This window comes from Enterobacter sp. RIT418 (assembly GCF_003057745.1).
GTDB lineage: Bacteria > Pseudomonadota > Gammaproteobacteria > Enterobacterales > Enterobacteriaceae > Enterobacter.
The window spans coordinates 1-25,771 of record NZ_QBJD02000025.1 but is presented as its reverse complement, the minus strand read 5'-3'; the positions used below and the strand labels follow the sequence as shown (position 1 = coordinate 25,771).

General features: G+C 57.8%; 26 protein-coding genes and 4 pseudogenes. 18 read left to right on the top strand and 12 right to left on the bottom strand.

The window, feature by feature from the left end:
* Positions 1 to 157 precede the first annotated feature (157 nt).
* Positions 158 to 1,069 (top strand): LysR family transcriptional regulator, encoded by a 912-nt coding sequence (locus DBY73_RS21095; RefSeq protein ID WP_112013155.1) that lies wholly within the window; start codon positions 158 to 160, stop codon positions 1,067 to 1,069.
* 58 nt (positions 1,070 to 1,127) lie between these two features.
* Here the strand turns inward: DBY73_RS21095 and proP are convergent, their stop codons facing one another.
* Positions 1,128 to 2,630, bottom strand: coding sequence for a glycine betaine/L-proline transporter ProP (proP, locus tag DBY73_RS21090; RefSeq protein ID WP_112013154.1), 1,503 nt, complete (start codon positions 2,628 to 2,630; stop codon positions 1,128 to 1,130).
* 644 nt (positions 2,631 to 3,274) lie between these two features.
* Here proP and kdgT point away from each other — a divergent pair.
* Complete coding sequence (kdgT, locus tag DBY73_RS21085; protein ID WP_112013153.1) at positions 3,275 to 4,267, top strand: 2-keto-3-deoxygluconate transporter; 993 nt, start codon at positions 3,275 to 3,277, stop codon at positions 4,265 to 4,267.
* Positions 4,268 to 4,427: 160 nt separating this feature from the next.
* On the opposite strand, the gene DBY73_RS21080 is transcribed toward kdgT, so the two are convergent.
* Together DBY73_RS21080 and crfC are read right to left on the bottom strand one after the other, a co-directional pair.
* Positions 4,428 to 5,303, bottom strand: coding sequence for a diguanylate cyclase regulator RdcB family protein (locus DBY73_RS21080; RefSeq protein ID WP_112013152.1), 876 nt, complete (start codon positions 5,301 to 5,303; stop codon positions 4,428 to 4,430).
* Positions 5,300 to 7,654 (bottom strand): clamp-binding protein CrfC, encoded by a 2,355-nt coding sequence (crfC, locus tag DBY73_RS21075; RefSeq protein ID WP_112013151.1) that lies wholly within the window; start codon positions 7,652 to 7,654, stop codon positions 5,300 to 5,302. The genes DBY73_RS21080 and crfC overlap by 4 nt, the downstream gene beginning before the upstream one ends.
* A gap of 583 nt (positions 7,655 to 8,237) precedes the next feature.
* On the opposite strand from crfC, the gene DBY73_RS21070 reads away from it, so the two are divergent.
* From DBY73_RS21070 to phnP, 16 genes are all read left to right on the top strand, one after another.
* Complete coding sequence (locus DBY73_RS21070; protein ID WP_112013150.1) at positions 8,238 to 8,573, top strand: zinc ribbon domain-containing protein YjdM; 336 nt, start codon at positions 8,238 to 8,240, stop codon at positions 8,571 to 8,573.
* Positions 8,574 to 8,653: 80 nt separating this feature from the next.
* Positions 8,654 to 9,091, top strand: a complete 438-nt coding sequence (gene yjdN, locus DBY73_RS21065) for a VOC family metalloprotein YjdN (RefSeq protein ID WP_112013160.1) — start codon at positions 8,654 to 8,656, stop codon at positions 9,089 to 9,091.
* A 136-nt stretch (positions 9,092 to 9,227) separates the two neighbouring features.
* On the top strand, positions 9,228 to 10,016 hold the full coding sequence (gene phnC / locus DBY73_RS21060) for a phosphonate ABC transporter ATP-binding protein (RefSeq protein WP_112013149.1): 789 nt from the start codon (positions 9,228 to 9,230) through the stop codon (positions 10,014 to 10,016).
* A gap of 23 nt (positions 10,017 to 10,039) precedes the next feature.
* Complete coding sequence (gene phnD, locus DBY73_RS21055; RefSeq protein WP_112013148.1) at positions 10,040 to 11,056, top strand: phosphonate ABC transporter substrate-binding protein; 1,017 nt, start codon at positions 10,040 to 10,042, stop codon at positions 11,054 to 11,056.
* 115 nt (positions 11,057 to 11,171) lie between these two features.
* Entirely contained in the window at positions 11,172 to 11,951 is a 780-nt protein-coding gene (phnE, locus tag DBY73_RS21050; RefSeq protein ID WP_112013147.1) for a phosphonate ABC transporter, permease protein PhnE, read from the top strand.
* Between the two features lie 20 nt (positions 11,952 to 11,971).
* Complete coding sequence (phnF, locus tag DBY73_RS21045) at positions 11,972 to 12,697, top strand: phosphonate metabolism transcriptional regulator PhnF (protein WP_112013146.1); 726 nt, start codon at positions 11,972 to 11,974, stop codon at positions 12,695 to 12,697.
* A complete protein-coding gene (gene phnG, locus DBY73_RS21040) occupies positions 12,698 to 13,150 on the top strand; it encodes a phosphonate C-P lyase system protein PhnG (RefSeq protein WP_112013145.1) in 453 nt (150 codons plus the stop codon).
* The gene (gene phnH / locus DBY73_RS21035; protein ID WP_112013144.1) at positions 13,147 to 13,731 is read left to right on the top strand and encodes a phosphonate C-P lyase system protein PhnH; all 585 of its coding nucleotides are present in this window, start codon (positions 13,147 to 13,149) and stop codon (positions 13,729 to 13,731) included. The genes phnG and phnH overlap by 4 nt, the downstream gene beginning before the upstream one ends.
* A complete protein-coding gene (locus tag DBY73_RS21030; protein WP_112013143.1) occupies positions 13,731 to 14,795 on the top strand; it encodes a carbon-phosphorus lyase complex subunit PhnI in 1,065 nt (354 codons plus the stop codon). Before phnH ends, DBY73_RS21030 begins: the two co-directional genes overlap by 1 nt.
* Positions 14,788 to 15,633 carry an alpha-D-ribose 1-methylphosphonate 5-phosphate C-P-lyase PhnJ gene (phnJ, locus tag DBY73_RS21025; RefSeq protein ID WP_112013142.1) on the top strand — a complete coding sequence of 282 codons (846 nt, stop codon included), beginning with the start codon at positions 14,788 to 14,790 and terminating at the stop codon, positions 15,631 to 15,633. The genes DBY73_RS21030 and phnJ overlap by 8 nt, the downstream gene beginning before the upstream one ends.
* Positions 15,630 to 16,385, top strand: coding sequence for a phosphonate C-P lyase system protein PhnK (gene phnK, locus DBY73_RS21020; protein WP_112013141.1), 756 nt, complete (start codon positions 15,630 to 15,632; stop codon positions 16,383 to 16,385). The genes phnJ and phnK overlap by 4 nt, the downstream gene beginning before the upstream one ends.
* A gap of 9 nt (positions 16,386 to 16,394) precedes the next feature.
* Positions 16,395 to 17,075: a phosphonate C-P lyase system protein PhnL gene (gene phnL / locus DBY73_RS21015; protein WP_112013140.1), complete on the top strand. Its 681-nt coding sequence runs from the start codon at positions 16,395 to 16,397 to the stop codon at positions 17,073 to 17,075.
* The gene (gene phnM, locus DBY73_RS21010) at positions 17,072 to 18,208 is read left to right on the top strand and encodes an alpha-D-ribose 1-methylphosphonate 5-triphosphate diphosphatase (RefSeq protein WP_112013139.1); all 1,137 of its coding nucleotides are present in this window, start codon (positions 17,072 to 17,074) and stop codon (positions 18,206 to 18,208) included. Before phnL ends, phnM begins: the two co-directional genes overlap by 4 nt.
* On the top strand, positions 18,205 to 18,756 hold the full coding sequence (gene phnN / locus DBY73_RS21005) for a ribose 1,5-bisphosphokinase (protein WP_112013138.1): 552 nt from the start codon (positions 18,205 to 18,207) through the stop codon (positions 18,754 to 18,756). The genes phnM and phnN overlap by 4 nt, the downstream gene beginning before the upstream one ends.
* Positions 18,749 to 19,183 (top strand): aminoalkylphosphonate N-acetyltransferase, encoded by a 435-nt coding sequence (gene phnO, locus DBY73_RS21000; RefSeq protein ID WP_112013137.1) that lies wholly within the window; start codon positions 18,749 to 18,751, stop codon positions 19,181 to 19,183. Before phnN ends, phnO begins: the two co-directional genes overlap by 8 nt.
* Before the next feature lie 9 nt (positions 19,184 to 19,192).
* Positions 19,193 to 19,951 carry a phosphonate metabolism protein PhnP gene (gene phnP, locus DBY73_RS20995; RefSeq protein ID WP_112013136.1) on the top strand — a complete coding sequence of 253 codons (759 nt, stop codon included), beginning with the start codon at positions 19,193 to 19,195 and terminating at the stop codon, positions 19,949 to 19,951.
* Between the two features lie 55 nt (positions 19,952 to 20,006).
* Here phnP and yjdP read toward each other — a convergent pair whose 3' ends face one another.
* From yjdP to vgrG, 9 genes and pseudogenes are all read right to left on the bottom strand, one after another.
* Positions 20,007 to 20,312, bottom strand: a complete 306-nt coding sequence (yjdP, locus tag DBY73_RS20990; RefSeq protein ID WP_112013135.1) for a DDRRRQL repeat protein YjdP — start codon at positions 20,310 to 20,312, stop codon at positions 20,007 to 20,009.
* Positions 20,313 to 20,498: 186 nt separating this feature from the next.
* Positions 20,499 to 20,803 (bottom strand): annotated as a pseudogene (locus DBY73_RS20985) (type VI secretion system tip protein VgrG); the annotation flags it as partial.
* 31 nt (positions 20,804 to 20,834) lie between these two features.
* Complete coding sequence (locus DBY73_RS20980; RefSeq protein ID WP_112013134.1) at positions 20,835 to 21,197, bottom strand: DUF6201 family protein; 363 nt, start codon at positions 21,195 to 21,197, stop codon at positions 20,835 to 20,837.
* Complete coding sequence (locus DBY73_RS22365; RefSeq protein WP_258458759.1) at positions 21,194 to 21,313, bottom strand: DUF6402 family protein; 120 nt, start codon at positions 21,311 to 21,313, stop codon at positions 21,194 to 21,196. Before DBY73_RS22365 ends, DBY73_RS20980 begins: the two co-directional genes overlap by 4 nt.
* A 104-nt stretch (positions 21,314 to 21,417) precedes the next feature.
* Positions 21,418 to 21,954: pseudogene (locus DBY73_RS22360) on the bottom strand (DUF6402 family protein); the annotation flags it as partial.
* A 353-nt stretch (positions 21,955 to 22,307) separates the two neighbouring features.
* Positions 22,308 to 22,706, bottom strand: a pseudogene (locus DBY73_RS22355) (DUF2345 domain-containing protein); the annotation flags it as partial.
* Positions 22,707 to 22,832: pseudogene (locus DBY73_RS22350) on the bottom strand (bacteriocin immunity protein); the annotation flags it as partial.
* 117 nt (positions 22,833 to 22,949) lie between these two features.
* Positions 22,950 to 23,213, bottom strand: coding sequence for a bacteriocin immunity protein (locus DBY73_RS20965; RefSeq protein WP_112013132.1), 264 nt, complete (start codon positions 23,211 to 23,213; stop codon positions 22,950 to 22,952).
* 6 nt (positions 23,214 to 23,219) lie between these two features.
* A partial coding sequence (gene vgrG / locus DBY73_RS22345) for a type VI secretion system tip protein VgrG (protein WP_258458758.1) occupies positions 23,220 to 25,771 on the bottom strand: 2,552 nt, incomplete at its 5' end.

Sequence of the window (25,771 nt, the reverse complement as noted above, 5' to 3'; positions counted from 1 at the left end):
GCGTATCACATATTTGTGCAGCCGCTGAATTATCTGGAAAAAAATATAACCAGAATGGCAGAGTTTTTGGCGCTCCTCTTTATGGCTACATCGATAATGAATAGTAGGGATTTGTCAGATATAGTAGTAATGAATTTCACTGATAGCAGGTATTACGATGGATAATCTCAGGAAGCTGGATCTTAATCTGCTGCTGACGCTGGATACGCTACTGAAGGATCCAAACGTAACGCGGGCGGCCCGTTCGCTGAACTTGTCGCAGCCGACCGTCAGCGTTCAGTTAGCGAAGCTGCGCAAAAACTTCGACGATCCGCTGTTCTTACCGGGACCGCGCGGGATGCGCCCCACCGCCAGGGCCGAACTTCTGCGCGCGCCGCTAGGCCAGGCGCTGGCGTTGCTGAATAAAGCGGTCTCCGCGCCCGGACCGTTTGTTCCGGCGGAGTCAAACCATACCTGGCAGGTGGTTGCGGCGGATTACTGCGAAACAACGGTGCTACTACCGCTTCTGAGGAATTTACGTCGTGAAGCGCCCGGAACCCGGGTGGCGGTTGTTGAGAACGCAAACTCGCATATCGCCCAGGCGGGCGGAAAGGATAAGGTCGATCTCTTCTTCCACATCGTGGAGGAATCGCCTCCGGGCATGCGCTGCCGCATGTTGTTCAGCGAACGCTACGTGCTGGTAAGCCGCGTGGGTCATCCGCTGCTGAAATCCGCGCCAACCTTAAAACAATTTCTGGAACTGGATTTCGTCATTATCTCGCCGGACGGCGCAGGGTTCTGGGGAAACACCGACCGCGTGCTGGCGGATATGCGATTAGCCAGAAAAGTGGTCCTGTCGGTTCCCCACTTTATGTTTGCGGTATTTACCATCGCCACCACGGATCTGGTGGGCATGCTGCCGCTGCGCCTGGTTCGCGATAACCCGCAGCTGCAATACTTCGTGCCGCCCATTGATATCCCGGGCTTTGAAATGAATATGCTCTGGCACGAATACCTGCACCGCGAGCCCTCGCATAAGTGGCTGCGCGATCTCATCGTACAGTCGCTGGGTGAAGAAGAAGAGTCGTGAGGATCGGTGAAATTTGACGCAAAAAAAACCCGCCAGCGGCGGGTTTTTTTATCAGGCGTTACTCGTTAATCCGCGGATGCTGATCCACCAGACGAGAACGTTTTTTCTGCAGGTCTTCAATCTCTGCATCAATATCTTCAATTTTCTGCTCGACGTTATCGTAGTGCTCGCGCAGGATCTCTTTCGCCTCTGCGATATCCGATGCCGCAGGCGTCGCTCCCTTCAGAGGACGGTTCGCCGTCTCTTTCATGGTGAGGCCGGTAATCAAGCCCACCACCGCGATAACCATCAGGTAATACGCTGGCATCATCAGGTTTTGGGTGCTTTCAACCAGCGAAGCGGCAAGCGTTGGCGTCAGGCCGGCAATCAGCACGGAGATGTTAAACGCGGCGGCCAGGGCGCTGTAGCGAATGTGCGTCGGGAACATCGCAGGCAGCGTCGAAGCCATCACGCCGATAAAGCAGTTCAGGATCACCGCCAGCATCAGCAGGCCCGCAAAAATCAGCCCCAGCACGTTGCTGTTAATCAGGATGAAGGCCGGAATAGCCAGCGCAAACAGCGCAACGCTGCCCAGAATGATGAAGGGACGGCGGCCAAAGCGGTCACTCATCAGCCCCATAATCGGCTGCACGAACAGCATACCCACCATGATGGCGATGATAATCAGCACGCCGTGATCTTCCGAGTAGTGCAGGTTATGCGACAGATAGCTCGGCATGTAGGTCAGCAGCATGTAATAGGTCACGTTGGTGGAAATCACCAGACCAATACAGGTCAGCAGGCTGCGCCAGTGCTTGGTAGCAATCTCTTTAAACGACACTTTAGGCCCTTCCTGCAGCCCTTCGCGATCGCCCTGCTCAAGCTTATCAACGTGCTGCTGGAACGCAGGCGTCTCTTCCAGCGCGTGGCGCAGGTAAAGACCTATAATGCCCAGCGGCAGCGCCAGGAAGAACGGAATACGCCAGCCCCAGTCGAGGAAGTTCTCTTCACCCACGACGGTGGAAATCAGCACCACGACGCCCGCGCCCATGACAAACCCGGCGATGGAGCCGAAGTCCAGCCAGCTTCCCATGAAGCCGCGCTTACGGTCCGGGGAGTATTCCGCGACAAAAATTGACGCGCCGGTATATTCGCCACCGACGGAGAAGCCCTGCGCCATCTTACACAGCAGCAGCAGAATCGGTGCCCATATGCCAATGGTGGCGTAGGACGGTATCAGGCCGATACAGAACGTACTGATCGACATAATAACAATGGTGATAGCTAGTATCTTCTGGCGACCGTATTTATCGCCCAGCATACCAAAGAACAGGCCGCCCAACGGGCGTATAAGGAAGGGAACGGAGAACGTACCGAGTGCGGCGATCATCTGCAGGCTGGGATCGGCACCCGGGAAAAACACTTTACCTAACGCATAGGCCACGAAGCCGTATACACCAAAATCAAACCACTCCATCGCATTACCCAGCGAGGCGGCGGTGATCGCTTTACGCAGTTTTGCGTCATCGATAATCGTGACGTCGCGCAGCGTGATAGGTTTTACCTTTTTCCTTCTAAGCATAGCTTTCCTCGTAGACTTAGCCCTGTCCGTTCCACAGTCCAGTTCGCGTTCTGTGAAGTGGAAATTCGCTCCATGCGAATCTCCTTATTCAAGCGTAGCAGGTTTACTTACATTGACGATAATGTCGATACAACCGAACCTGTTGACGCCTGTCTGGGCAGTTAGTGACCTCTTTACCCTACCAGTGTTTATATTTGTGATCAACTTCACACATAATTCTTTGTCGCGTCAGCCTCCTTCAGTTTTTGTCAATTCGGGCAAATCCGCCTGCCCTCGAATATCTCTCAAAGACGCCTTCACGAACATCTTCATCGACCGCCCTAAAACTTAAACCACGTTCATTCACATCAGATTTACATAAATTTTAATTTCCAAAAGCAGGTAAATCTCTTTCAACAAAATATGTGATCGATACAACTAAAACAGTGTTTTATTTCTATTGAATCACAATTCCAATGATCGCATGATAATGACGAAAACCGTGCTTACCACGTTTTTGAATGAAATCTAATTACGTGTTTTCAATGAATTTTTATTGCATGGATAAGAATGTTCCGAGCGCGGAATGCGTTCAGTTCATTGAATTACATGGACAATTTTTGACTTCTCCGCCAGCGACGCGGGATAAGATTTGAGGGTTAAACATGAAGATTAAAGCCGCGATAGAACGTATCCCCGGCGGAATGATGCTGGTTCCTCTGGTGCTTGGCGCCATTCTAAATACCGTCGCACCAAATACCGGCGCCTATTTCGGCGGGTTCACTAAGGGAATGATTACCGGAACGGTCCCCATCCTGGCGGTATGGTTTTTTTGTATCGGTGCTTCCATTAATTTACGGGCAACGGGAACCGTATTACGTAAATCCGGCACGCTGGTTATCACCAAAATAGCGGTAGCCTGGATTGTCGCCATGATCTGTGCGCTGTTTATTCCTGAGAACGGCATTCAAACCGGCTTTTTCGCCGGGCTCTCCGTGCTGGCCATCGTCTCCGCAATGGATATGACCAACGGTGGTCTTTATGCCAGCCTGATGAACCAGTACGGCACGAAGGAAGAGTCGGGCGCGTTTGTGCTGATGTCTCTGGAATCCGGCCCGCTGATGACCATGCTGATTCTGGGCTCCGCTGGCCTGGCGTCGTTCGAACCTCACCACTTTATCGGCGCCATTCTGCCCTTCCTGATCGGTTTTGCGCTAGGCAATCTCGATCGCGACCTGCGCGATTTCTTCAGCAAAGCCACGCCGGTCCTGATCCCGTTCTTCGGCTTCGCGCTGGGGAATACGATTAACCTGAACGTGATCCTGGATACCGGCCTGCTGGGCATTGCGCTGGGCGTTGCGGTGATCGTCATCACCGGTATCCCGCTGATTATCGCCGACCGCGTGATTGGGGGAGGAAACGGCACGGCGGGCGTTGCCGCCTCTTCAGCCGCGGGCGCAGCCGTCGCGAACCCGGTGATCATCGCCCAGATTAACCCGGCGTTTGAACCGGTTGCCGCATCCGCCACGGCGCTGGTTGCCGCCAGCGTTATCGTGACGGCAATTCTGGTGCCAATCATTACCGCGCTTTATGCCAAACGCTTCGGGAGCGCGCCGGAAGCGCAAACCAAAGCACAGCCGGTTGAAGTGCAGAATTGAGGCGTTTCCCCCTCACCCTGGCCCTCTCCCCAAAGGGGCGAGGGGAAAAACCGCACCGGGCAGTCTCCTCTGGGATATGGGCGAAAACCGCACCTGACTATTCCCTCTCCCCTCCGGGGAGAGGGTTAGGGTGAGGGGTAAAGCATTATCTCAAGTGAACTCAGCCAAAAATCTCTTCTACCATCGCATCAACCAGCCGCTTCGCGGAACAGAGCCTCGGCATCCCCAGCGCGACCGTCTGCCAGTTCTGCGTCACCGACCAGCTCACCGGATGGCTGTCCGCCTGACACCAGTCCCCCAGCCAGCCCAGCATATCTTTATGATCCACCAGCGCCGGTGAGGCGGGGGTCGTCAGCCACTGGTGATAAAAGTGGCGAGTGGAGGGCGCGGCGTTGATCCCCTGCGCAAGGTAGTTTGCCGCCATGCCGCGCAGGTCATCCATAAGCATCGCCGCGACATCATCATTTGCCAGGCGGCAGGCATCGCCAAACGCCCCCCAGCGCAGCTCTTCAAGCGCAATATAGCAGCGCCCGGCCAGCGACCAGCCGTCATACTGCCCGGCGCGCCAGCGGGTAAAAATCTGCTCGCTGTGTTCCCCCGCCTGCACCGTTAGCCCGCGCTGCGTCAGCGCCTTTTCTTTATAGACGGCGCGCTGCCTGAAATGGGAGGCAAGATCGTCATATTGCTGCATCAGGCCGGGAGACAGCGGCGTGCGCAGGCTGGCCTGCTGGCGCACGGACTGCAATTTTTCGGTCATCCGCGTTAGCGCCAGATGGCCAGGGTCAAGCATGCTCGCCAGCTTTTCAGCCAAACCTAAGCGCAATGCCGCATTTTCGTTGAGCATCCCGGTCATTGACCACGGCCGCAGCCGCGTATGAGTCATAATTTCCTGCGTTAACCGTTCGCGAAACTGCAGCTGCTGCGGGCCCTGGCGGGTATGACTCAGCGCATCTCCCCCCTGAACCAGATCGACCATAAATTTAGGATGAATACACTCCAGCGTCCGCCCGGGACCGTCCAGTAGCCGTGTTGTCATGGTTGCTCTGCTGCGAATAGGGTTTGAATATCATCACGTAACAGTCGGGTATCTTCCTGAATCCACGTCGCAGCGGTAAGGCTGTGTTTTAGCAGCTGGCCGAGCGCCCGCGTAGCGCGCTCATTTTGCTGACGAACTGCGAGGCTATCACGCAAACTTTCCTGTAACCCGGTCAGGCATAGTGAAAATTCTGAGAAGAACGTTGCCATACCCGCCGTAACAGAGACATCGACCTGCGCCGCTAAAGCTTTACCAATTTGTTCACAAAACTGATCGATATGCCGCTTAAATTTGTCCCGCAGCTGGCCAACGTCGATAACATATCGGGTGCGCGCCACCACGTACTCTTCCCACCCCCAGCCCGGATTATTCAGCCAGCGCGACACCGTTTCCCGCACGCTTCCCGCGCCCGAAGGCTGTCCCACCGTGCGGTTATCCGCCGCGATGGCATCGTTAAACAGCATCCGCGAATTGAAGTTCAGCTGATTCGCCTGAAACGCCGGGAAGCTAATCCGCGCCCGAAACCCGGCATCGCAGAGCTCTGCGTTAATGCGCGCCTTAATCGGCCGCATCGCCTCGTTCAGCGATCGCGCCAGCGTCGTTTCAAGCTGGTCAAAGCGCAGCGCCAGCTCGCGGCTAATTTTGCTCTGCGCGTCCAGCACGATCGTTTCGCATAAGGAGCGGATTTTGCTCAGCACAATTTGCGCCTGCCCTTCGTCCTCCAGAACCAGCTGCGTCGCCTCATCGGCTTGCGCGCCGGGCATACTGAGCGGATCCACGCCCGCCAGCGCCAGGATATGCTCGCGGCTGAACACCGGGACAATCGCCTGGTGCAGCGCGCTATGCTGACGCGAAATAAACTCACCGGTGCTAAGGAGCGCCTGTTCGACCTCATGCGCCACTTCGTCGCTGACCGCGCGCTGGCGCGTCTCCAGCATCGCCATATCGTCTTCAAGGCGAACAATATTCCGCTCCAGCTCGTCAAAAGCGACCGTCAGGCCCTGATAGCGAAAATCGAGATACTCGCGGGCGTTTTGCGCGTAGTTAAGCAGCTTATGCGACGCGGAGCGCAGGGCAAACAGCGACGCATTGGCGTACGCGGCGTAGATCAGCTTGCGGATGGGCTGCTCGAAGAGCGAGTCTTCCCACAGAAGATCGGCGGCATGGCGAATGTGGTCGATATCATCCAGATCGGCGGTACGCCAGCGGCGTCCCAGCGCCGCCTCGGCAAAATCCTGGACCCAGCGCTGCGTCTGGTGGTCGGGAAGCCGCCCGTGGGTCGTTAACTCATAGCGGGCGCGATTGGCCAAATACGCCCACATTGAGGAGACGGGGTAGATCTGCCCCGGCGAAATATTCCCCTTCATTAACGTACCGGAGATCATCGCCCGCACCTGCTCCTCATCGTCGCTGTTGCGATCTTTCTGATCGAACTTATTGACCAGCGCATAAAGCGGGACCGATTTCCCCGCGGCAGAGATTGCCTGGCGGACCTCCTCGTCGGAAATCGATTTAAGCTGGGTATAATCCATTACCGCCAGCACCGCCGAGGCGCGGGCCAGCTGCTCGCTAAGCATTTTTTGCAGGTGCGGCTGCCCGGCCTCGTTCGGCCCGGGCGTGTCGAGCAGCGTCAACTGCCCAAGATGGGCATCCAGCCCCGCCAGGTGGACAAACTCCACCTCAATCACCGGAATATTTTCAATCGCCGCGTATTCGGTAAACGGAAAGTCAACGCCGAGCGCCTGAGAAAGCCGCACCAGATCGTTTAGGCTTTTCAGGCAGTTGAATATTGGCTCCGCGCCAAGGTGATGCTTCTCGAACGCTTCGCCTTTTTCTATACGCTCCAGCAGCGTATTCATGTCTTTATCCATTTCCAGACGCTGGGCCAGCCTGCCGCGATCGCCGTCGCTCAGCGCGCGCTGCAGCTGGCGAATCAAGGTATCGATCGGCGAGGAATGGGAGAAATGCAGTACCGGCTCTTTTTGCCCCGGCGTATGGCGGATAAGCGTAGGGAGTGCCGTCATTGGCCGGTTGCGGTTCGGCAACACCTCCGTCCCCACGATGGCATTAATGGTGGTGGATTTACCCGCCTTCATGGTGCCGACGATCGCCAGCACCATTTCAAGCCGGGTTATTTTGCGTAATTCATTATTGAGCGTGGCCTGCTGAGCCTCCACGCCGCGCGCGCTGAAATGCAGCGGCAAAACATTGTTCACTTCACCCGTAATCGCAGCGGCCGCACCGTCCAGCATGGCCGTTGGCATGGATTTCAACGTATCAAGATTCTGCAAGGCGAGCTGTAACAAACGTTCAGCTTCCTGGCTTAATTCAAAAATAGTCTGTGTGTGCATGATAAAAGCCATCCCTTAACGCAAATTTATTACTTTTATTAAGCCGCGTTGTTTTAATTATGCTGTCTGGGCTTATATGATCACGTCTGGAAAACACGCTCATTAATATAACCATCTGATGGCTATAAGAAATAAACCAATACCCGTGTAATACGCGTAATACGTCCCTTGGCCGGGAAACCAAAGGGATGAGTGCGTCGTCCATTTTCAAGAAACTTCAGGATATATCCGTGATATTTACCCACCAAAAATGAGAGGTGATTTACCGCCGCAACAACGTGCAGGGCATCAAAGGATGAGGGTAAATAGCCGCGAGTTGCTTAACCTTATCCGAAATGGAAGGGCGTAGCAATTTGCTGCAATAAAATATTCGATATAATAAGTAATATTTCTATCCATGAGATGAATGGCATTAGCCCGGCTAAACGCCGTGAATACCCGCAACGTTTTCAGATCGCTTTGCTTACGTGCAATATCACCGACAAAGGTGTGGGATTTGCGCTATACTTGCCGCCTTTTTCGGCATCCTGCCGTCATTTAGCTGGCACTTTCCAGCGTGTTAAGCACTTTTAAGGATATCACCATGCAACTCCCACACTGCCCGAAATGCAATTCTGAATACACCTACGAAGATAACGGCATGTTCATCTGCCCGGAATGCGCGCATGAATGGAACGATGCAGAGCCCGCTCAGGACAGCGACGCGCCGATCGTCAAAGACGCGAACGGCAACCTGCTGGCCGACGGCGACAGCGTCACCGTGGTAAAAGACCTGAAGGTCAAAGGCAGCTCGTCGATGCTGAAAATCGGCACCAAGGTGAAGAACATCCGCCTGGTCGAAGGCGACCACAACATCGATTGCAAAATCGACGGCTTTGGCCCAATGAAGCTCAAATCTGAGTTTGTGAAAAAGAACTGATTTTCCTGCCCGGTGGCGCTTCGCTTACCGGGCACGCGGGAACTACACTTAACGGGCTTCTCTTACCTGAGGTAATGATTATGCCGTTAAGTCCCTACATCTCTTTCGCCGGTAACTGCGCCGAGGCCAGCGCCTTTTACCAGCAGTCGCTCGGCGCAGAACTCCTCTACAAAATCACCTTCGGCGAAATGCCCAAAGACGACCATGGCGAAGAAGGCTGTCCGTCCGGCATGCAGTTTCCGGACTCCGCTATCGCCCACTCCAACGTCCGTATTGCCGGCAGCGATATCATGATGAGCGACGGGCTACCGCCCGGCAGCCAGGCTCAGTACGCAGGGTTTACGCTGGTCCTTGATACCCAGGACGTCACGGAAGGCAAACGCTGGTTCGATGCGCTGGCCGCGGGCGGCAACGTCGAAATGGCCTGGCAGGAGACCTTCTGGGCGCACGGTTTCGGTAAAGTCACCGATAAATACGGCGTGCCGTGGATGATAAACGTCGTTAAGCAGCAGCACTGATCGTCGGGCGGTGGGCGGTCCGCCTCCGCCTGTCATCAAACCCGCCTCAACTCTTCAACTTTTCGCAACCAACACTTAACCCAAATGTCACATTGATGCGCCAGCATGGGGCCACATTTTTCGTGAGGCCCCGCACATGCAAACCGTTATCCGCGTCGAGAAACTGAGCAAAACGTTCCACCACAGCAAGGCGCTGCATGCCGTTGATCTGACCGTCCAGCAGGGCGAAATGGTGGCATTGCTGGGGCCTTCCGGCTCGGGTAAATCCACCCTGCTGCGCCACCTGAGCGGCCTGATTACCTGCGATAACACGCCTGAAAGCCACGTCGAGCTGCTGGGCAACACCGTGCAGCGCGCGGGCCGCCTGGCGCGCGACATCCGCAAAAGCCGCGCCCAGACGGGCTACATCTTCCAGCAGTTCAACCTGGTGAACCGCCTGACGGTGCTGGAAAACGTGCTGGTTGGCGCGCTCGGCAGCACCCCGTTCTGGCGCACCTGCCTGCGCTGGTTTTCCCCTTCCCAGAAGCAGGAAGCCTTACGGGCGCTGACCCGCGTCGGCATGGCGCATTTCGCCCACCAGCGCGTCTCTACCCTCTCCGGCGGGCAGCAGCAGCGCGTGGCGATTGCCCGCGCGCTGATGCAAAAAGCCAAAGTGATTCTGGCCGACGAACCCATCGCCTCGCTGGACCCGGAGTCGGCGCGCATCGTGATGGAGACACTGCGCGACATCAACCAGAACGACGGCATCACCGTCGTCGTCACGCTGCACCAGGTGGATTACGCCCTGCGCTACTGCGAGCGCATCGTCGCGCTGCGACAGGGGCACGTGTTCTTCGACGGCGCAAGCCATCAGTTTGATAACGAACGTTTTGACCATCTCTACCGCAGCATGAATCGCGTCGAAGAGAACGCGCAGGCTGCTTAACGGCCCCACTACGAGGAATGGAAATGAGCTATAAAACGGTTGCCGCGCTGGCTTTCACCAGCATGTTCAGCATCAGCACTCTGCTCAGCCCGGCCTACGCCGAGGAGCAGGAAAAAGCGCTGAACTTCGGCATTATTTCGACGGAATCACAGCAAAACCTGAAGCCGCAGTGGGAACCGTTCCTGAAGGATATGGAAACCAGGCTCGGCATCAAAGTGAATGCCTTCTTCGCCCCGGACTACGCGGGCATTATCCAGGGGATGCGCTTTAACAAGGTGGACATCGCCTGGTACGGCAACCTGTCGGCGATGGAAGCGGTAGACCGCGCCAACGGCCAGGTCTTCGCCCAGACCGTTGCGGCGGACGGCTCCCCGGGCTACTGGAGCGTGCTGATCGTCAACAAAGACAGCCCGATCAACAACCTCAACGACATGCTCGCCAAACGCAAGGATCTGACGTTTGGCAACGGCGACCCGAACTCCACCTCCGGCTTCCTCGTCCCTGGCTACTACGTCTTCGCCAAAAACAACGCCTCCGCCAGCGACTTCAAGCGCACGGTGAACGCCAGCCACGAAACCAACGCCCTGGCCGTCGCCAACAAGCAGGTAGACGTGGCGACCAACAACACCGAAAACCTCGACAAGCTGAAAACCTCCGCGCCGGACAAGCTGAAAGAACTGAAGGTGATCTGGAAATCGCCGCTGATCCCGGGCGACCCCATCGTCTGGCGCAAAAACCTCTCTGAAAGCACCAAGGACAAGGTGTACGAGTTCTTTATGAGCTACGGCAAAACGCCGGAAGAGAAGGCGGTGCTGGAGAAGCTCGGCTGGGCGCCGTTCCGCCCGTCAAGCGACCTGCAGCTGGTGCCGATTCGTCAGCTCGCGCTCTTTAAGCAGATGCAGGGCGTCAAGGACAACAAAGGGCTCAAGGAAGAGGAGAAGACCAGCAAAGTCGCTGAAATTCAGGCTCAGCTTGAAGACCTCGACCGCCTGACCGCCGCCCTGAGCGCCATGACCAGCGTGAATAAAGCGGTGCAGTAGTTTCTTTTCTACCCCTCACCCTAACCCTCTCCCCAAAGGGGAGAGGGAATTTGAACCCCCTCGCCCCTTTGGGGAGAGGGTCGGGGTGAGGGGACTAAACCCAAAAGGAGTTACCATGCAAACCATCACCGTCCCACCGCCGAAGCGCAGCTGGTTCTCGCTCGTCAGCTGGGCCATTCTGCTGGCGGTACTCGTCATCTCCTGGAAGGGCGCGGAAATGGACCCGCTGCTGCTGGTCAAAGACGCTGGCAACATGGCGACGTTCGCCGCCGACTTCTTCCCGCCGGACTTCAGCCAGTGGCAGGACTACCTCGGCGAAATGGCGGTCACCCTGCAAATCGCCGTCTGGGGCACCGCGCTCGCCGTCGTGCTCTCCATTCCGTTTGGCCTGATGAGCGCCGAAAACATCGTGCCGTGGTGGATTTATCAGCCGATGCGCCGCCTGATGGACGCCTGCCGCGCCATCAACGAAATGGTCTTCGCCATGCTGTTCGTGGTCGCCGTGGGCCTTGGCCCGTTTGCGGGCGTTATGGCGCTGTTCATCCACACCACCGGCGTGCTCTCCAAGCTGCTCTCCGAGGCGGTGGAAGCCATCGAGCCCGGCCCGGTTGAAGGCATCCGCGCCACCGGGGCCAACAAAATCGAAGAGATCCTCTACGGCGTGCTGCCGCAGGTGATGCCGCTTTTGATCTCCTACTCGCTCTACCGCTTTGAGTCCAACGTTCGCTCGGCAACCGTCGTCGGCATGGTCGGCGCGGGCGGGATTGGCGTCACCCTGTGGGAAGCGATTCGCGGATTCCAGTTCCAGCAAACCTGCGCCCTGATGGTGCTCATCATCGTCACCGTCAGCCTGCTGGATTTCCTCTCTCAACGCTTGCGTAAGCACTTCATCTAAGCAGCGAGGCTTTGATTGCTATGCACTTATCCAGACATCCGACCAGTTTCCCCACCCGCTGGCAAGAGATTGCCGCAAAGCTCGAAGTTGAGCTGCGCACCTACTACCGCTGCGGCGACTACCTCCCCGCCGAGCAGCAGCTTGCCGACCGCTACGACGTGAATCGCCACACCCTGCGCCGCGCCATCGATCAGCTGGTCGAGCGCGGCTGGGTGCAGCGCCGCCAGGGCATCGGCGTGCTGGTGCTGATGCGCCCGTTCGACTACCCGCTCAACGCCCAGGCGCGCTTTAGCCAGAACCTGCTCGACCAGGGCAGCCATCCCACCAGCGAAAAGCTGCTGTCGGTGCTGCGCCCCGCCTCCAGCCACGTTGCCGACGCGCTGGGGATTGCCGAAGGCGAGAACGTTGCCCACCTGCGCACCCTGCGCCGGGTGAACGGCGTGGCGGTGTGCCAGATCGACCACTACTTCGCGGACCTCAGCCTCTGGCCGGTGCTGCAGCGCTTCGCCAGCGGCTCCCTGCACGACTTCCTGCAGGACGCCACGGGCATTGCGCTAAAACGTACCCAGACCCGCATCAGCGCCCGCCGCGCGCAGGCCAAAGAGAGCAAGGTGCTGGAAATCCCCAACATGGCGCCCCTGCTCTGCGTACGCACCCTCAACCACCGCGACGGCGAGATCAACGCCACGGAGTACTCCGTCAGCCTGACCCGCGCCGACATGATTGAATTTACGATGGAGCACTGAATGCACTTCGATACCTCCACCCGACAGCGCTGGATGCGCGCCCTGGCCCACAGCCAGCCCGCCGCCCTGCTGGCGCGGATGAACGCGCTTAGCCTGACGCCGGATTACGAAACGATCCGCGCGCCGGAGATCGGCCTCGTCCAGCTGCGGGCCCGCATGGGCGGCACCGGCGAACGCTTCTTCGCGGGCGACGCCACCCTGACCCGCGCGGTGATTCGCCTGAGCAGCGGCACGCTGGGCTACGGCTACGTGCTGGGCCGCGACAAAGCGCACGCCGAGCGCTGCGCGGCGATCGACGCCCTGCTGCAGGAACAGCCCCATTTTCAGACACTGATGGAAACCCTGATTGCCCCGCTGGAAGCCGACCGCGCCGCGCGCATTGCCGCGCGTCAGGCCGAGGTGAACGCCAGCCGGGTCGACTTCTTTACGCTCGTTCGCGGAGACAACGCATGACGCTTCAACCCGCTTTTACCCTGGCCGTCCAGGATGCCCAACAGAGTTTTCGCCGCCTGCTGAAGGCCATGAGCGAGCCGGGCGTCATCGTCTCGCTGCACCCGCTCCCGCAGGGCTGGCTGCCGCTGAACGTCGCCACCACCAGCGTGCTGCTGACGCTGGCCGATAACGACACCCCGGTGTGGCTCTCCGGCGCGATGGCGAACGATATCGCCCGCCAGAACCTGCGCTTTCACACCAGCGCTCCGCTGGTCGAGCAGCCCCAGCAGGCGCTGTTTGCCGTCGCCGACGAGCAGATTAGCCGCGAGCAGCTCAACGCCCTAAGCGAAGGCACTGCCGTCGCCCCAGAAACCAGCGCCACGCTGATTTTGCAGGTCTCCAGCCTGAGCGGCGGCCGCATGCTGCGCCTGACCGGCGCGGGCATCGCCGACGAACGCATGGTCGCGCCGCAGCTGCCGGAGTGCATCATTCATGAGCTGACCGAGCGCCCGCACCCGTTCCCGCTCGGCATTGACCTGGTCCTGACCTGCGGCGAACGCCTGCTGGCCATCCCAAGAACCACCCACGTGGAGGTGTGCTGATGTACGTCGCCGTTAAAGGGGGCGAGAAGGCGATTGCCGCCGCCCACGCGCTACAGGAAAACAGACGCCGGGGCGATGAACGGCTCCCCGAGCTGAGCGTCGCGCAGATCGAACAGCAGCTTAACCTCGCCGTCGATCGCGTGATGACCGAAGGCGGCATCGCCGACCGCGAGCTGGCGGCGCTGGCGCTCAAGCAGGCCAGCGGCGATAACGTCGAAGCGATTTTCCTGCTGCGCGCCTACCGCACCACGCTGGCGAAGCTGGCGGTGAGCGAGCCGGTTAACACCGCCGACATGCGCCTTGAGCGCCGCATATCGGCGATCTACAAAGACATTCCCGGCGGCCAGCTGCTTGGCCCGACCTACGACTACACCCACCGCCTGCTGGACTTCACGCTGATGGCGAACGGTGACGCCCCGCCGCTTAGCGCCTCCGACGCCGAACAGGACGCCTCTCCGCACGTCTTTAGCCTGCTGGCAAATCAGGGGCTGGCGAAAGCGGAAGAAGATTCAGGCAGCACGCCGGACGACATCACCCGCACGCCGCCGGTCTACCCGTGCTCGCGCTCGTCGCGCCTGCAGCAGCTGATGCGCGGCGACGAGGGCTACCTGCTGGCGCTGGCTTACTCCACCCAGCGCGGCTACGGGCGTAACCACCCGTTTGCCGCGGAAATCCGCAGCGGCTACATCGACGTGGAAATCGTGCCGGAAGAGCTGGGTTTTGCGGTGAACGTCGGCGAACTGCTGGTCACCGAGTGCGAAATGGTGAACGGCTTCGTCGCGCCGGAGAAGGAAGACCCGCACTTTACCCGCGGCTACGGCCTGACGTTCGGCATGAGCGAGCGCAAGGCGATGGCAATGGCGCTGGTCGACCGCGCGCTCCAGGCACCGGACTACGGCGAGCACGTCGCGGGCCCGGCGCAGGACGAAGAGTTCGTGCTGGCCCACGCGGACAACGTCGAGGCGGCGGGCTTTGTCTCGCACCTCAAGCTGCCGCACTACGTCGACTTCCAGGCCGAACTGGAACTGCTGAAACGCCTGCAACGGGAGCGAGCCAATGGCTAACTTAAGCGGCTACAACTTTGCCTATCTGGACGAACAGACCAAACGCATGATCCGCCGCGCTATCCTCAAGGCGGTGGCGATCCCCGGCTATCAGGTGCCGTTTGGCGGCCGCGAAATGCCAATGCCCTACGGCTGGGGCACCGGCGGCATTCAGCTGACCGCCAGCGTCATCGGCGAAGCGGACGTGCTCAAGGTGATTGACCAGGGCGCGGACGACACCACCAACGCGGTGTCGATCCGCAACTTCTTCACCCGCGTGACGGGCGTGAACACTACCGAAAAAACCGAAGACGCGACGCTGATCCAGACCCGCCACCGCATCCCCGAAACGCCGCTCGTCGAGGATCAGATTTTGATTTTCCAGGTGCCGATCCCGGAGCCGCTGCGCTTTATCGAGCCGCGCGAAACCGAAACCCGCACCATGCACGCGCTGGAGGAGTACGGGATCATGCAGGTGAAGCTGTACGAGGACATCGCCCGCTTCGGCCATATCGCCACCACCTACGCCTACCCGGTGAAGGTGAACGGGCGCTACGTGATGGACCCGTCGCCAATCCCGAAATTCGATAACCCGAAGATGGACATGATGCCCGCCCTGCAGCTGTTCGGCGCCGGGCGCGAAAAGCGCATCTACGCCGTGCCGCCCTGGACCCGCGTCGAGAGCCTCGATTTTGACGACCACCCGTTTACGGTGCAGGCGTGGGACGAACCGTGCGCCATCTGCGGCTCCACGCACAGCTACCTGGACGAAGTGGTCCTGGACGACACGGGCAAACGGATGTTCGTCTGCTCCGACACCGATTACTGCCGCCAACAGAGCGAGGCCAACAGCCAATGAAACCGCTGCTTTCGGTTAATAACCTGACCCACCTTTACGCGCCGGGCAAAGGCTTTAGCGACGTGTCGTTCGAGCTGTGGCCGGGCGAGGTGCTGGGCATCGTCGGCGAGTCCGGCTCCGGCAAAACCACGCTGCTGAAATCCATCTCCGCGCGCCTCGCGCCGCAGAACGGCGAGATCCTGTATCAGGGACGCTCCCTCTACGGCATAAGCGAGGCCGAGCGCCGCCGCCTGCTGCGCACCGAGTGGGGCGTAGTGCATCAGCACCCGATGGACGGCCTGCGCCGCCAGGTCTCCGCCGGGGGCAACATCGGCGAACGGCTAATGGCCACCGGCGCCCGCCACTACGGCAACATTCGCGACACCGCCCGGCACTGGCTGGAAGAAGTGGAGATCCCCGCCTCGCGCATCGACGACCTGCCGACCACCTTCTCCGGCGGCATGCAGCAGCGATTGCAGATTGCGCGCAACCTGGTGACGCATCCGAAGCTGGTGTTTATGGATGAACCGACGGGCGGGCTGGACGTCTCCGTCCAGGCGCGCCTGCTCGACCTGCTGCGCGGCCTGGTGGTAGAGCTGAACCTTGCGGTGGTGATTGTCACCCACGATCTGGGCGTTGCCCGCCTGCTGGCGGACCGTCTGCTGGTGATGAAGCAGGGCCAGGTGGTGGAAAGTGGGTTAACCGACCGGGTGCTCGACGACCCGCTTCATCCGTACACCCAGCTGCTGGTGTCGTCGGTTTTGCAGAACTAAGAGGCCAACATGATCCACGTACAAAACGTCAGTAAAACCTTTGTGCTCCATCAGCAAAACGGCGTGCGCCTGCCCGTCCTGCAAAACGCCTCGCTAGAGGTGAGCAAGGGCGAATGCGTGGTGCTGCACGGCCACTCCGGCAGCGGCAAATCCACCCTGCTGCGCTCGCTGTACGCCAACTACCTGCCCGATGAGGGCCATATCCACGTCCGCCACGGCGACGAGTGGGTGGATCTGGTTCAGGCTCCGGCGCGCAAGGTGCTGGACGTGCGCCGCTCGACGATCGGCTGGGTCAGCCAGTTCCTGCGGGTGATCCCGCGGATCTCCGCCCTGGACGTGGTGATGCAGCCGTTGCTGGATCTCGGCGTGCCGCGCGAGACCTGCGCCGCCAAAGCCGCCAGCCTGCTGACGCGCCTGAACGTGCCGGAACGCCTGTGGCACCTGGCCCCCTCGACCTTCTCCGGCGGCGAGCAGCAGCGCGTCAACATCGCCCGCGGGTTTATCGTCGACTACCCGATTTTACTGCTCGATGAACCCACCGCCTCGCTGGACGCCAAAAATAGCGCGGCGGTCGTTGAGCTGATCGAACAGGCCAAAGCGCGCGGCGCGGCGATCGTCGGGATCTTCCACGACGAAGCCGTGCGCGAGCGCGTGGCGGACAGGCTGCACCCGATGGGGAATAACGCATGATTATCAATAACGTCAGGCTGGTGCTGGAAAACGAGGTCGTGGGCGGGTCGATTGAGATCCAGGACGGCGTCATCCGCGCGTTTGCCGAAACCCAAAGCCGCGCCCCCGAGGCGATGGACGGCGAAGGCGGCTGGCTGCTGCCGGGGCTGATCGAGCTGCATACCGATAACCTGGACAAGTTCTTCACCCCGCGCCCGAAGGTGGACTGGCCCGCCCATTCGGCGATGAGCAGCCACGACGCGCTGATGGTCGCCAGCGGTATTACCACCGTGCTGGACGCGGTGGCGATTGGCGACGTACGCGACGGCGGCGACAGGCTGGAGAATCTGGAGAAGATGATCAACGCCGTGGAAGAGACGCAAAAGCGCGGCCTCAACCGCGCCGAGCACCGCCTGCACCTGCGCTGCGAGCTGCCGCACCACACCACCCTGCCGCTGTTTGAAAAGCTGGTCAGCCGCGAGCCGGTCTCGCTGGTCTCGCTGATGGATCACTCCCCCGGCCAGCGCCAGTTCGCCAACATTGAGAAGTACCGCGAGTACTATCAGGGCAAATATTCCCTTAGCGACGCGGAGATGGCGCGCTACGAGGAAGAACAGCTTGCGCTTGCCGCCCGCTGGTCGCAGCCCAACCGCCTGTCGATTGCCGCGATGTGCCGCGACCGCAACATTGCGCTGGCCAGCCACGACGACGCCACGCACGACCACGTGCGCGAATCCCACCAGCTTGGCAGCGTGATCGCCGAATTTCCCACCACGCTCGACGCGGCAGAAGCCTCGCGCCAGCACGGCATGAACGTGCTGATGGGCGCGCCGAACATCGTGCGCGGCGGATCGCACTCCGGTAACGTGGCGGCAAGCAGGCTCGCCTCGCTCGGCCTGCTGGATATTCTCTCGTCCGATTACTATCCGGCGAGCCTGCTGGATGCGGCGTTCCGCGTGGCGGACGACGAGGGCAACGGCTTTACGCTGCCGCAGGCGATTCGCCTGGTGACGAAAAACCCGGCGAACGCACTCAATCTGCACGATCGCGGGGAAATCGCCGAAGGCAAGCGGGCTGACCTGGTGCTGGCCCACCGCAGGGGCGATCACGTGCATATCGACCACGTCTGGCGTCAGGGAAAAAGGGTGTTCTGATGGGAAGACTCATCTGGTTAATGGGGCCTTCGGGCTCCGGAAAGGACAGCCTGCTGTCGGCGCTGCGCCAGCAGGAGCATACGCAGCTGCTGGTGGCGCACCGCTACATCACCCGCGCCGCCAACGCCGGGAGCGAAAACCATATCGCCCTGAGCGAGCAGGAGTTTTTCACCCGCGCCGGGCAAAACCTGCTGGCGCTCAGCTGGCACGCCAACGGCTTTTACTATGGCGTCGGCATCGAGATCGACCTGTGGCTGCACGCGGGCTTTGACGTGCTGGTCAACGGCTCGCGGGCGCATCTTCCGCAGGCGCGCGCGCGCTACGAAGCGGCGCTGCTGCCCGTTTGTCTCGAAGTGTCGCCGGATGTTCTGCGAAGGAGGCTGCAAAGCCGCGGGCGCGAGTCTGCCCGGGAAATCGATCAGCGCCTGGAACGCGCCGCGCGCTATACCCCGTCGGACTGTCATATCCTCAATAACGACGGAAGTTTGCTACAGTCGGTTGAACGCTTTTTATCGCTTATCCGCCAGAAGGAAAAACAGCATGCCTGAGTGTGTACTTCGTCCCGCCACCGCCGACGACGCGCGGGTCGTCTATGGCCTGATCTGCGAGCTTAAGCAGGCCGAGTTCGATCGCGAGGCGTTTCGCGCCGGGTTCCTCGCCAACCTTCAGGATCGCAATATGCGTTACCAGCTCGCCGGGCTGAACGGCGAGATCGTCGGCATGATCGGCCTGCACCTGCAGTTTCATCTGCACCACGCGCGCTGGATCGGCGAGATCCAGGAGCTGGTGGTGATGCCGCAGGCGCGCGGCCTGAAGGTGGGCAGCCGGCTGCTGGCCTGGGCGGAAGACGTGGCGCGGCAGGCAGGCGCGGAGCTGACGGAGCTGTCCACCAGCGTAAAGCGCGTGGACGCGCACCGTTTTTATGTTCGTGAAGGGTACGCGCAGAGCCATTTCAGGTTCACCAAACCGCTGTAGAGGTGCGCTATGAGTCTGACGATCACGCTAACGGGCACCGGTGGCGCGCAGCTGGTGCCGGTGTTTGGCTGCGACTGCGCGGCGTGCCGCCGGGCGCGCCTGCAGGAAAATTATCGCCGCCGCCCGTGCAGCGCGGCGGTTAAATTCAACGACGCGGTGACCCTGCTGGACGCGGGCATTCCGCACCTGATGGACGACTGGCCCGCGGGCAGCTTCCAGCAGTTTTTACTCACCCACTACCATATGGACCACGTGCAGGGGCTGTTTCCCCTGCGCTGGGGCGTGGGCGCGACGATCCCGGTATACGGCCCGCCGGACGAGGCAGGCTGTGACGACCTGTTTAAGCATCCGGGGATTCTGGATTTTAGCCATACGGTCGAGCCGTTTGTGGCGTTTGAACTTCAGGGGATGCGGGTTACGCCGCTGCCGCTCAACCACTCGAAGCTAACCTTCGGCTACCTGCTGGAAAGCGCCCACAGCCGCGTGGCCTGGCTCTCCGACACCGCCGGGCTGCCGGACAAAACGGTGAAATTCCTGCTTAACAACCGGCCGCAGGCGATGATTATCGACTGTAGCCACGAACCGCGTGACGAGACGCCGCGCAACCACAGTGATTTGAACACCGTGATTGCGCTAAACGAGACGATCGGCTGTCCACAGGTGGTCCTGACCCATATCAGCCATCAGCTTGACGTGTGGATGATGGATAACCCGCTGCCGGAAGGGTTCGAAGCGGGCTATGACGGGATGGTATTGGCGCTGGATTAGGTTTTCTCTCTCCCCGTGGGAGAGGGCCGGGGTGAGGGCATCAGGCCGCACGTGCTCAACGATCGTAATCGTCTTCCAATCTGCGCTCATCTTCCTCTAAACGCCGCCTATCGTCGTCCAGCTGGCGCTGACGTTCGTCCAGACGGCGGCGTCTGTCCTCAAGCTGCCGACGACGATCGTCGTATTGACGGCTGCGATCGTAGCGATCGTCATCATCATTGCTCCGGCTGCTGCCGGGGTTATAGGCGTCGTTGATCGCCTGCTGGATGTTACCAATGGCATCATCAACAATATCGGCATGGGCCAGCTGGCTGGTGAGCGACAGCAGGCCAAATAACAGAGCGGTAGAGTAACGTTTCATAAAGCCAGTCTCGCAGGTTGACTGGCTTCACGGTAATCAACGGCAGGGAGCTGAGGTAGCGGAGGAATCTCAAATTTCCGCCTCAGGATTCCGGCATCCATTTAACGAACCACGCATAAAATTGCCAGAGGCGCGGGGTTGCCCCTACGCATCCACCAGGTGCCCGCTGTTGAGCTGGGTTTTACCGTGCGCGTAAATGTCGTTCTTCTCCCTGCTTTCAATACGGGCAGGCAGGATGCCGTGGATATCAGGATCGGGCGGAAGCAGTAACGTTAGGTGTAGGGCATGTCCCATACCGACACGTGCAGACGGGAATCCCTTGCGCCCCTGAAGGTCACCAGGGTGAGAAGGACGTCTTCTTTCAGGGCAGCAATGACGTTACCCTGCGGCTCCAGCACCTGTCCGGGTTAGAGGCCAGAGGCATTACTGAACAGGTGAATGCACGCCAATTTGTTCAGCTCCCGCTCTCGGTGGAGTCGGGCATAGAATGCGCAGCGTACCCACCAGCCCTAACACAAAAGGTTATTTATTTAACTCAAAGGAGCCGTAGCCGTTTTGTCCAGGGTAGAAAAGATAATGTTTTTCATTATAAACATATTCAATACTATCAGAAGCCCCCAAGTCTGAGGTACCATAAAACATAGAGGGTTTAAATATAACGCGCTGATTTACACCATAGAGGATAAAATAGTAGTTTTCGTTTTGTAGGAACTTGTAAAATGAATACGGTGATATGATTTTTGTTTTATATACTACCGCTGTATATTTTTTATCAGGGCTGATATGCGAGAAAACTTCATCACCATCACTCACGAACAATGTTGATGGCAAAAATACCCATGTCATAAACAGGATAGCAATAATAAATAAAATTTTCAGTCTCATAACTTTATCACCTTTTTGTGAGGTAATGGCTCAGTCCAGTACACGTCAGAGAAAACAATGTAGTCCCCTCCAGTTTTATGTTTTTCCTGCCATTTTCGAAAATCTTCATTAAACACCGGAACAAACCCTGAAAATTGGCGGGCCAGACGCCCCTGCCCCCTGACAAATAAGATGATATATACACTGATGATTCCGCCTTACTTAAAATTCGATCTTTACTCCAAATACCTAAAGGTTCAGGGTATCCATCATCAATAAAGTCGTATGTATCTTTCAAATAATAGCCAACCGATTCAACAATAAAGAATGCACCCTCATTACGGTTTTCAGTATTCCCACGAACACAAACTTTTAAGTTTGCATTTCCTATAGCTCCATACCACTCATTAATCGTATCTGTTTTTTTTCCTATTAATGTTACATTAACTTGCGCTGTATCTTCCAGTTCTCTGATGTCATCAGTGTAACCAATTGATATGTTATTTTTTAGATAATCACCTATTTGGGAAAGCCTCTTTTTTAGCAACACTCTACCTTTTGGGCTATCCCATGTACCACTTAAGAACTCGATGCCTTTAATTACTTGTTCATACTGAATGGCCCATGTCATTTTTACAATATCACAATTGACTACACCATCAGGAATATCCTGTGCCTTTCCATTCTGATATTGATCTTTAGACTTGACGGTAAAAACCAACGCTGGTTTTGCATCAAACCAATGCCTCATTAATTCTGCAGCTACCGGCCATTTCATTTTATCCATAGCATCTGGAATCATGTCGATATGAAAAAATTCCACATCGACCTTTTGTTCCTGTTTTTCTTTATCGTCAGATGTTGTCGTCGTTGCCTGAGCCATTAACGCGTCCCTGCCCTTATTTGGAAGACATAATCGAGCGCTACCGGCTCCTCCGTATCCAAATTCACAGCATTCGTCAGTGAAGAATCTGTGGTTGCCTGGATCGCGCCTGTGGATGTGCTGAGCTGATATGCAAACTCCATATCTTCGGATCCTGTCAAGGTATCCATGACTCTGAAGCATGCCGTATGTGGACCACATGATAAATTTGGTAATGGAGCGGGCATTTCAGCTGTTACCGGATCCAGGGTACTGCTTCCCGTCGCCATCGTCCTTTTCACTTTGCGTATATACATCGCCGTCGTGCCGTACTCCACCTTCCCGGCCTCCAGCCGCAGGTAGCTCCCCCCCCCAATCAGCGTGATACGTTTTTTCCCGGTAAAAGAGATGACACTCGCCGAGCTCAGCGTCAGTTTCTTCTCTGCAAACAAACGCATGTTGGCGTTTTGCGCCTGGACATCTACCGGCCCTTCTCCGGACTTCAGGCTCAGTTGACCCGTACGGGCAAACAGACCCAGTTTCTCCCCAACCAGTGCTGTCATATTACCCATCTCACCGGCGCTGATATCCTTTCCGGCGCTGACAGCAACGTTTTGCACTGCGGCCAGCTGCATATCTTCACCGCAGGTCAGGGCCATGCCTTCCGGAGTACATTTTGAACTATCCTCTGGGTAAAATATTAAATCGCTCTTTTCAGGATGCTCTGTTATTTTTTCGAAGTGATTCGTTAATTTTTTTAAATAATCACTAAGTGCTTCTCCCTTTAAATTCACTTCCCGTGAATCCTTAAGAATTCATTCAAAAAATCAAAAGTCTTTGTTGCGTATACTCTGAAAATGAGTCTTTAAGTTCCATAAAAACCTTCTTACACAGAATTATAATGTTCTATTTTAACTATCTTTGAAAAGCGGAAGCCCATGAGATTTCCTCCATTCTTTCAATACCTTAGTTATCCCCTCCGGATTGCAGTTTTCATCATCAATAGTGTGGTATATCAAATCTGAACCATCGGGATGACTGGTGATTTTTTCAAAATGGTCAAGAAGCTCGTCCAGCTTATCATCATCAGGCGCTGTGTTTTCCTTGAATATATCCTCAATGAAACTTTTAAACTCATTTTCCGTATAATCTTCAAAGCGCGGTTTTAATTCCATAATTTACTACCCCTTGTGAATGTCTATGTGTCTTTTAGGTGTTGTCACTCTAACATTATCGCAATCCATCACAGCGCCGCCATCTGAAATATTATCCACATGATGTAACTCGAAACTTTTCCGTTTACCAACATGTTCAACCCGGACACTGCGAGGAGCTTTACCAACACGCATCCTGTCTAAGTTTGAAGGTTTAAATTGTAATGATAACTCTGGATCAGTTGCAACGGCCTTCCAGAAAGCAGCTCTAAATGCATCAAAATTACTGAACTCTTGTCCTCTTAACTTATCAGCGATTTGTGATGGCACAGGTGCACCCAAGCCAGAACTTGCGGCCTCAAGCCATTTTTCAGAACCTGACAGCGTCTCACCCTTCCCTGTTGCCACGCCAGGCTCATCCCTTGCGGTTTTGAGATATACATAAATCGGCTTAATTCCGGAATCGGCAGGGAACACCAGAATGTAATCGTTGAGATCCCGCTCTTCCGGCACCGGGAATGGCGGCGTCGTGTATTCATCTTTTCCGTCTGGTATTGGCGTGACCAGAATTGTCGCCTGGTCAATAGGTCTGATTTCGCTGCCCGTATGCGACGGAAGGTCATTGCCTTCCGGCCTTTCCGGCGTCCAGGTTATCAGAGGAACATCAGCTCCGTGTGCTGGTTTGAACTCATAGCGGCTATTTTTTTCAATCCACTTCATTTCAGCCGTGCGCACACCTTCATACGGGGTGCCTTCACCCGTATGAACGCCGTAGACCCGCATGTTGCCCTGTTCATCCTGCCGCCAGAAGAATCTCACCCGGGTCGTCGCTTTAGCTCCGGTTAGCGCTTTCTGCCGCAGTTCTTCCTCGTACCAGAATTCATCCCGTCCGGGCACATTGCCGCTGCCTTCACCCGCAGACGGGATATACAGCGCGGACATCATCGCGCCCACATACGGAATACCCCGGGCAGCTCCCAGTACGCCGGTTAAGGACCACTCTCCCCATACCTGCGTCATGACGCCAGTTGCCGCTCCCAGTGCAAGCGGTGCGGCAGATGCTTCGGCGGGGGCTTTTTCGCCTCCGGTGTCAGACTTACGTTTTTTGGCTGACTGGGCATGCTGAACAACTTCTTCATCTTCGGCAGGAGCATGCTGATGACCGTACCCACAGCAGTCATCTTCAACCGGCTGGGCAAAAATCGTCATCTGGCCGAAGTTTTCTACAGGCTCTTCGGTGGTACCTGCATCGGTACAGCCTTTCTCTTTCAGGCAGGATTTTGCATAGACCGGCGTCACCCAGGGAGTCAGCGTTTCGGGGTTAAGCTCCCGCATGGTGGCCGGAGGAGGGAGTGGAGTGGTCTCCAGGGGTAATGAGCTCCGTGCCGCCGCCATCGTTCTTTTCACCCGCCGCAGGTACATCGCCGTCGTGCCGTACTCGACCTTCCCGGCCTCCAGCCGCAGATAGCTTCCTCCACCAATCAGCGTGATGCGTTTCTTTCCGGCAAAGGAGATGTCGCTCGCCGAGCTCATCGTCAGCTTCTTCTCCGCAAACAGCCTCATATTGCCGTTCTGCGCCTGCACCTCCACCGGGCCTTCGCTGGCCTTCAGGCTCAGTTGCCCGGTGCGCGCAAACAGCCCCAGTTTTTCTCCCGCCAGCGCCGTCATGTTGCCCATGACGCCTGCGCTGATATCCCCGCCTGCATTGATGGCGACGTTATTGGTTGCAGCCAGTTGCAGATGCTCCCCGCTGGTCAGCGCCATCCCTTCCGGGGCCGACATCATCAGTGCCTCGTTCAGCGGCTTCAGCCGCTGCGCGAACATCGCTATCTGGCTGTCGATATCCGCCTTCAGGGCCTGCGCCTGTTCTGCAGCCATCTCCAGCTGCTGCAGCTGCTGGTTGAGCCTGTCGATTTCCTGCAGGGCGGCGCTCATGTCCAGCGCCTCGCCCTGCGCTTTCGCCTGCGCGTCCGCGCTGACAAACAGCCCCTTCCCGGCGCGGATAACGCCGTGCTCATCGGTGCGCAGCTCGGCACCCGTGCCGCGAGGCTGCCCCTGCGCGTCCACCAGGTGCCCGCTATTAAGCTGGGTTTTGCCGTACTCCGTGGCGAGCTTGATGTGCTCCTCGCCGCGCTGGTCCTCCATCCGCAGCTTGTTGTTCGCCGGGGTTCTGAGGATGTTCCGGGTGTGGTTGTCGCGCGTGACGTGGTCCGGGTGTTCAGAGTCGTGAAGGGCATATGCGATGTACGGCAGGTCGATATCGCCGTTGCTGTAGGCAACCGCCACTTCGGTGCCGCCGGTAAGCGGCGTGTGCCAGCCCAGCGTATCGCCTGCGGTCGGCTTCGCCATCCGCAGCCACAGGTAGCCAAAGCCCGGTGCCGTGCCTTCGCGGTCGAAGTCCAGCCTGACCCGGTAGCGCCCGTGCTCGTCCAGGTGCGCGTAAATATCATTCTTCGCCCGGCTCTCGACCCGGGCCGGCAGGGTGCCGTGAATTTCAGGGCGCGGGATTTCCGACGGGCGGAAGCAGTAACGTTCGGTGTAGGGCATGCCCCGGACCGACACGTGCAGCCGGGAATCTC

Excerpts from the sequence above, each read along its gene's own strand:
- phnC (WP_112013149.1), top strand. The coding sequence starts at position 9,228 with ATGCAAACCGTTATCCGCGTCGAGAAACTGAGCAAAACGTTCCACCAC.
- DBY73_RS21070 (WP_112013150.1), top strand. The coding sequence starts at position 8,238 with ATGCAACTCCCACACTGCCCGAAATGCAATTCTGAATACACCTACGAA.
- phnP (WP_112013136.1), top strand. The coding sequence starts at position 19,193 with ATGAGTCTGACGATCACGCTAACGGGCACCGGTGGCGCGCAGCTGGTG.
- phnK (WP_112013141.1), top strand. The coding sequence starts at position 15,630 with ATGAAACCGCTGCTTTCGGTTAATAACCTGACCCACCTTTACGCGCCG.
- proP (WP_112013154.1), bottom strand. The coding sequence starts at position 2,630 with ATGCTTAGAAGGAAAAAGGTAAAACCTATCACGCTGCGCGACGTCACG.
- yjdN (WP_112013160.1), top strand. The coding sequence starts at position 8,654 with ATGCCGTTAAGTCCCTACATCTCTTTCGCCGGTAACTGCGCCGAGGCC.
- phnH (WP_112013144.1), top strand. The coding sequence starts at position 13,147 with ATGACGCTTCAACCCGCTTTTACCCTGGCCGTCCAGGATGCCCAACAG.
- crfC (WP_112013151.1), bottom strand. The coding sequence starts at position 7,654 with ATGCACACACAGACTATTTTTGAATTAAGCCAGGAAGCTGAACGTTTG.
- phnJ (WP_112013142.1), top strand. The coding sequence starts at position 14,788 with ATGGCTAACTTAAGCGGCTACAACTTTGCCTATCTGGACGAACAGACC.
- phnG (WP_112013145.1), top strand. The coding sequence starts at position 12,698 with ATGCACTTCGATACCTCCACCCGACAGCGCTGGATGCGCGCCCTGGCC.
- DBY73_RS20980 (WP_112013134.1), bottom strand. The coding sequence starts at position 21,197 with ATGAGACTGAAAATTTTATTTATTATTGCTATCCTGTTTATGACATGG.
- DBY73_RS20965 (WP_112013132.1), bottom strand. The coding sequence starts at position 23,213 with ATGGAATTAAAACCGCGCTTTGAAGATTATACGGAAAATGAGTTTAAA.
- phnD (WP_112013148.1), top strand. The coding sequence starts at position 10,040 with ATGAGCTATAAAACGGTTGCCGCGCTGGCTTTCACCAGCATGTTCAGC.
- phnM (WP_112013139.1), top strand. The coding sequence starts at position 17,072 with ATGATTATCAATAACGTCAGGCTGGTGCTGGAAAACGAGGTCGTGGGC.
- DBY73_RS21095 (WP_112013155.1), top strand. The coding sequence starts at position 158 with ATGGATAATCTCAGGAAGCTGGATCTTAATCTGCTGCTGACGCTGGAT.
- phnO (WP_112013137.1), top strand. The coding sequence starts at position 18,749 with ATGCCTGAGTGTGTACTTCGTCCCGCCACCGCCGACGACGCGCGGGTC.
- DBY73_RS21030 (WP_112013143.1), top strand. The coding sequence starts at position 13,731 with ATGTACGTCGCCGTTAAAGGGGGCGAGAAGGCGATTGCCGCCGCCCAC.
- phnL (WP_112013140.1), top strand. The coding sequence starts at position 16,395 with ATGATCCACGTACAAAACGTCAGTAAAACCTTTGTGCTCCATCAGCAA.
- yjdP (WP_112013135.1), bottom strand. The coding sequence starts at position 20,312 with ATGAAACGTTACTCTACCGCTCTGTTATTTGGCCTGCTGTCGCTCACC.
- phnF (WP_112013146.1), top strand. The coding sequence starts at position 11,972 with ATGCACTTATCCAGACATCCGACCAGTTTCCCCACCCGCTGGCAAGAG.
- phnE (WP_112013147.1), top strand. The coding sequence starts at position 11,172 with ATGCAAACCATCACCGTCCCACCGCCGAAGCGCAGCTGGTTCTCGCTC.
- DBY73_RS21080 (WP_112013152.1), bottom strand. The coding sequence starts at position 5,303 with ATGACAACACGGCTACTGGACGGTCCCGGGCGGACGCTGGAGTGTATT.
- kdgT (WP_112013153.1), top strand. The coding sequence starts at position 3,275 with ATGAAGATTAAAGCCGCGATAGAACGTATCCCCGGCGGAATGATGCTG.